A 4,223-nucleotide genomic window follows, 5' to 3' on the forward strand; every position below is an offset into this window, starting at 1 on the left:
GTCATGATGGGCTCGGCAGGCTTCAGGGCTATTGTTCACTATAGCCTTGTGCCGAGGCTGACGGCCTCTTCGCGAGCAAGCTCGCTCCCACATTGGAATGCGTTTCCCTGTGGGAGCGAGCTTGATCGCGAAGGCCGCGACGCGTTCTACAGACCCAGTACAGCGATCACCCAGGCGCCCGCTCATTGGCAAACATGCTCACCGCCTGCACCGCCTCACTGGCGCCATCGCGAATCTGCAGAATCACGCTGCCGGCCTGATCCGCCAGTTCAACGCCTTGCGCCGCTCGGCCACGGGTGCCTTCCATGCTCTTGATCGCCTGACGGGTTTCGCTCTGGATCAATCCGATCATGTTGGAAATCTCCGCCGTCGAGCCGCTGGTGCGCGCCGCCAGTTGCCGCACCTCGTCCGCCACCACGGCAAACCCGCGACCTTGATCCCCGGCCCGCGCCGCTTCAATCGCCGCGTTGAGCGCCAGCAGATTGGTCTGGTCGGCAATTGCGCGGATGGTGTTGACGATCGCGGTGATCTGCTCCGAGCGTTCGCCGAGCTGCGCGATCAATGTCGAAGACTGGGCGATGTCGTCAGCGATTTCGCGCATTTCGCTGGCCGCTTGCTGGATCACCTGAGTACCTTGCTCGGCGACTTTGCGGGTTTCCACGGAGATGTGATAAGCCGCGCTGGCACTGCGGGCGTCCTGCTCATGCTGCTCGACGCGGGCGGTGACGTCCGTGGCGAACTTCACCACTTTGCACAACCGCCCGGACGCGTCGTACACCGGGTTGTAGTTGGCTTCCAGCCACACGGTCTGGCCGCGCTTGTCGACGCGCTCGAACTGGCCCTGAAACAACTCACCCTGGTTCAGCCGCCGCCAGAAATCCTCATAGGCGCTGCTGTTGACCAGATCCGCGCGGCAGAACAAACGGTGATGTTTACCCTTGAGTTCAGCGAGCGTGTAACCCATGCGTGTCAGAAAATTCTGGTTGGCCGTGAGAATGCCGCCGTCGAGGTCGAATTCGATCACCGCCATCGCCCGGTCGATCGCCTGCAGCTTGGCGTTGGCCTCGCTTTCCTGCTGGACCTTGGTCGTCACGTCCATGGCGTACTTGACCACTTTCACCACACGCCCCGATGCATCCTTGATCGGGTTGTAGTTGGCTTCCAGCCAGATCGGCTGGCCCTGGCTGTTGACCCGCTCGAACGTGCCGGACTGGAACTGGCCGTTTTTCAGACGCGACCACAACTCGGTGTATTGCGCGCTGCGGCCAAACTCCGGGGTGCAGAACAGACGATGAGGCTGGCCGATCACCTGATCAGCGCGGTAGCCCGTGGTTTTCAGGAAGTTGTCGTTGGCCGTCAACACCACGCCATCGAGGTCGAACTCGATCACGGCCATGGAGCGGTCGATGGCTTCGAGCAGGCCGTTCTGTTCGGTGATGGTGTGTTGAAGGTCGTTGAGGGCGGACTGATGGCGTTTGAAAAACATAGGGGCAGTACCTGGAAGTAGGGAAAGACGAGGTTTTTGTCCCTGTTTCCGCGCTGGCAGAGCAAATGCCGGGTGAGCACTTGTCATTGACTGCAAAGTGCCAGCATCCAGGCTGACGAAGCGATCTTATACAAACTGTTTGTCGTTGTACAAGAAAATGCGTATCAGCATGACTACCGGTGTTTTCAAAGGCTGATGGAGTTGGCGTCGTCGGTGCGCGGCTGGCTCAGCGCCACGCTGATTGTGTTGCGTCCCGTGTGTTTGGCGGTGTACAGCGCTTTGTCAGCGTCATCCAGCCAGGCCAGTGCGTCGCGGTACGACGGCTGAAACCGCGCCAGACCGATACTCAGGCTGACCCGCAGTTCCGGCACATCCGGGTGACGGTATTGATCCAGCGCCTGACGCAATCGTTCCATTTGCAGTTCGGCTTTTTTCAGTGGCTGGTCGGGCAGGATCAGGCAAAACTCGTCGCCGCCGTAGCGGCCGGCCCGTTCGCTTTTGCTCACCATGCCTTTGAGTTCGCCGCTCAGTTGGCTCAGCACCGCATCGCCAATGATGTGGCCATAGTTGTCGTTGATGGACTTGAAGTGGTCGACGTCGATCAGCGCCAGAATGTGCTGGGTGTGATTTTGCCGGCACAGCTCGAACCTGGCGTGCAGCTGATCCTTCCAGGCGCCGTGGTTGAGTAGTCCGGTGAGGCTGTCAGTGCGGCTCAGGTCGCGCAGCGTGCGTTTGTGCTGCGCGAGTTTGATCGCCAGTTGGTAACAGACCATGCCCAAGGCCAGTGGATACAGGGTCAGCATCGGCAGGCAGGCCCAGGCTTCAATTTGAGTCATGGTCGGACTGAACTTGAAGCCGAAGATCGAGCCGCCCAGCAGTACACCGACGCACTGCGCGACGGCGCCGAGCAGGAACAGGCGTCGGCCACCGGCGGCGACGTTGTTCATGGTCATCATCGACAGGATGGTCACGCTGGTCAGCGGATTGAACTGAAAACACGCGGTCCAGAAGCCGCCGCACAACGAGTCGTACAACAGATTGCGACGCTCGGCGCGGTAGGGGAAGGTTGCGCGGGTTGATACCTGATAAGCCAGATGCGGCCAGACAAATCCGTTGAACACCAGCAGCGCCCATAGCCATGCCGGCATGTTCAACGGATACAGCGCTGCCGCGACGCTGAAAAAGCCGACGCCCAGACCGATAGTCCTAGGCAGATAGATGCGTCTGGCGAATGACAAGCCTTTGCCGCGTGGGTTTTCCATGATGTCCTGCGCCAGATTCATCCTGAAATACTTTGCCGTATTTTTTTCAGGTAGACCATTCGTCGGTCAATTGTCGGACATTGTCATTTATTCCAGCGCGAATAATCAGTGTCCTTCCGAGCCATTTAATCGACGGATCGCGCGCAGAGGCACGGTTTAGAGCTGGTAACGCGCCAGAAACATCTCCAGTGCCGATTCGGCCACGGCTTTTTGGGTGGCGGCATCCAGTGGCGGCTGGCCCATGGAAATCTGCGGCCAGAAGCCGAACGACTTCAGCAGCCCTTGCAGCTGCTGCCCGGCGAATGCCGCGTCCACGGGTTTTAGCCGACCGTCCGCCTGAGCGGCGCGAATCCACACGGTCAGGCCTTCTTCGCGCGCGCCCATGCGCGCCACCATATCTTGTGCGCGCTCCGGGGAGTGGATGGTGGCAGCAATCGCCACGCGGGCCAGACTGAGAAAATTGTCATCGGCCATCATCTGCAATTTTGCCCCCAGCATCTGTTGCAGTTGCTCGCGCAGCGGCTGATCGGCGCTATAGGTCACGGTCTGCTCGGCGGTGATGCGTGCCCAGAGTTGGTTGAGAATTTCGGCGAACAGCTCTTCCTTGCTGGGAAAATGGTTGTACACCGTGCGCTTCGACACCCCGGCGGTGGCCGCGATCTTGTCCATGCTGGTGATCTCGAAACCGTTGGCACGGAATTCGACAATGGCCGCCTGGATAATGGCTTCGCGTTTGCGGTCAGTGAGGCGCTGTGGAGCTGTCATAAGTTAGCTTCGGCAGGAAAAATGGAAATTACACTTGGAAGTTTACTTGTCATGCGCTTTCATGCAACCTAGAAACTACACCGACCAGTGTAATGTTGCGTTAATCCTCGCAACCTAAAAAACAGCAGTTCGGCCTATGCGTGCAGCTCTGGCCATTTATCGTCCCACCGCGAAAAATCATGAATTGCGCGGTTTTTCTGGAGTCATTTCAGTCATGGCCAATCCAGTTTCCCTCCCGGATAAAATTTCCACGCCTGAAGCCTCTCGACAGGATCAAGGGCTGTTCCGCAACCATGCGCCGGTGCGCCGCGAAGGCTTTCGCAAAATGCTGCGCATCATGTGGAACATGATCTTCCACAAACCGCGCAACACCCGACCCGCCGCCGCTATCCCGGTACAACCGTTGACCCGCGACGACCTCCTGGCAGCGCCCAACCACAGCGTGTTTCGCCTCGGCCATTCGACCCTGTTGCTGAAACTGCAGGACAAATTCTGGATCACCGACCCGGTGTTCGCCGAACGCGCCTCGCCCGTGCAATGGGCCGGCCCCAAGCGATTCCACCAGCCACCGATCAGCATCAACGAATTACCGCCGATTGAAGCGGTGATCCTGTCGCACAACCACTACGACCACCTCGACTACGCGGCGGTACTGCGGCTGGCGGCCAAGACCAACCTGTTCCTGACTCCGTTGGGCGTCGGCGATACCC

Annotated in this window: 4 protein-coding genes and 1 pseudogene; 1 reads left to right on the forward strand and 4 read right to left on the reverse strand. The window is 59.2% G+C overall.

The genetic code is table 11. The features are described 5' to 3' along the window. Nucleotides 1-166: 166 nt before the first annotated feature. The 4 genes and pseudogenes from DBR24_RS34715 to DBR24_RS02300 form a co-directional block, all read right to left on the reverse strand. Nucleotides 167-661 (reverse strand): methyl-accepting chemotaxis protein, encoded by a 495-nt coding sequence (locus tag DBR24_RS34715; RefSeq protein ID WP_371260358.1) that lies wholly within the window; start codon nucleotides 659-661, stop codon nucleotides 167-169. A 51-nt stretch (nucleotides 662-712) separates the two neighbouring features. Next, nucleotides 713-1,573: pseudogene (locus tag DBR24_RS34720) on the reverse strand (PAS domain-containing protein); the annotation flags it as partial. 98 nt (nucleotides 1,574-1,671) lie between these two features. Then, nucleotides 1,672-2,769 (reverse strand): diguanylate cyclase, encoded by a 1,098-nt coding sequence (locus DBR24_RS02295; protein ID WP_371921217.1) that lies wholly within the window; start codon nucleotides 2,767-2,769, stop codon nucleotides 1,672-1,674. Between the two features lie 135 nt (nucleotides 2,770-2,904). Then, nucleotides 2,905-3,513: a TetR/AcrR family transcriptional regulator gene (locus DBR24_RS02300; protein ID WP_128613775.1), complete on the reverse strand. Its 609-nt coding sequence runs from the start codon at nucleotides 3,511-3,513 to the stop codon at nucleotides 2,905-2,907. Between the two features lie 214 nt (nucleotides 3,514-3,727). Between DBR24_RS02300 and DBR24_RS02305 the strand changes: the two genes are divergently transcribed. Continuing rightward, on the forward strand, nucleotides 3,728-4,223 hold a 496-nt coding region (locus DBR24_RS02305), incomplete at its 3' end, for an MBL fold metallo-hydrolase (RefSeq protein ID WP_177490402.1).

The sequence above is a fragment of the Pseudomonas sp. HMWF006 genome (genome assembly GCF_003061205.1).
GTDB classification, from domain to species: domain Bacteria; phylum Pseudomonadota; class Gammaproteobacteria; order Pseudomonadales; family Pseudomonadaceae; genus Aquipseudomonas; species Aquipseudomonas monsensis.

Bases quoted from the DNA above. Each gene is read 5' to 3' on its own strand.
- DBR24_RS02295 (WP_371921217.1), bottom strand. From the start codon at position 2,769: ATGAATCTGGCGCAGGACATCATGGAAAACCCACGCGGCAAAGGCTTG.
- DBR24_RS02300 (WP_128613775.1), bottom strand. From the start codon at position 3,513: ATGACAGCTCCACAGCGCCTCACTGACCGCAAACGCGAAGCCATTATC.